The sequence below is a fragment of the Neobacillus drentensis genome, from assembly GCF_036962765.1.
In the GTDB taxonomy this organism is placed as follows: domain Bacteria; phylum Bacillota; class Bacilli; order Bacillales; family Cytobacillaceae; genus Neobacillus; species Neobacillus drentensis_C.
On sequence record NZ_JBALOS010000449.1, the window covers coordinates 1 to 1,078 of the forward strand.

A 1,078-nucleotide genomic window follows, 5' to 3' on the forward strand; every position below is an offset into this window, starting at 1 on the left:
GCTGTCCATCCTGCGATTTTCCGGATGGCGGATAGATTTTTTTGTAAACAAGTAATTTGAGCAGTGCGTTGATTTTTAAAATCCATAGGTTGTCCCTCCTATCTATATCTAGAATATCACTCCAATTTTACTCAGTCAAATCATTTGACATGATAAATATTTTTGTCTTTATAAAATATAAAAGTGCCTAGTCACTACCTAATTCCCGTCGAAAGATTCAACAAGCTTCACGAAGTGGCAGGCACATATTTTAAAGAGCTAATTTTCGGCATTATTTTGAAAACAAAGTAATCTTTCTATTTTTATTATCCTTGGTTGATATTTGTCCACTATTCCTCAAAGTTTTAAACTTTTACCATTCTTTTCTTAGTGATTTTCTCTCTTGTGTATTTGTCAACTCGATATTATTCATCGTAAACTGTTCACTATAGTCTGGCAGGTACAAATGTCTATTAAAAAACTCATAATACTTTTTAAATTAAATTATTACTCTTTCTTCTATTACAATATCTATGTGCTAATTGCGCATTACTCATTTCCGTCCTTCCACCCTCAGAAAACGGAACCACGTGATCTCCCTCAGAATCATCAATTGCCAATATTTGTTGATGACAAATTTGACATGTAGGATTGATTTCAAAANNTGGACTACCGAGTATCTCATCTAGAGCTTCAAACCAAATTTTAAATTTTTTAGAAAGAACATTTTTGTCACTAGTTTTTATCTCAATTGAATTGTTAAATTCCTCATTTTGACTCATTAACTTAATTAACTTTTCCCTAATCTTATCAGCTTTAGAAATAATTTGATGTTTTTCAAAATTTACAAAACCACACATTTGAACATCAAATAGGGCCATATTAATGACATTTGTTGACCATTTCCCATTAACATTATCCGAATCACCAGGAATAAATCTCCTAAAAGCCTTATCTCCAAACACCAGTTTTACCAGGTCAACAACTTTAAGGAATCGTTTCTTATATTCCTATTAAAGTTCCTACTAACAAAATAAGTGAAGTGTGACCGTCAAGTAGAGTGACACAATTTCGGCTTATTAATTTGAAACACTTTGGT

General features: G+C 31.7%; 1 protein-coding gene. It reads right to left on the minus strand.

The annotated features are described in order from the left end of the window. Positions 1-473 precede the first annotated feature (473 nt). Positions 474-860, minus strand: coding sequence for an HNH endonuclease (locus tag V7137_RS30580; RefSeq protein ID WP_438825633.1), 387 nt, complete (start codon positions 858-860; stop codon positions 474-476). Positions 861-1,078 lie beyond the last annotated feature (218 nt).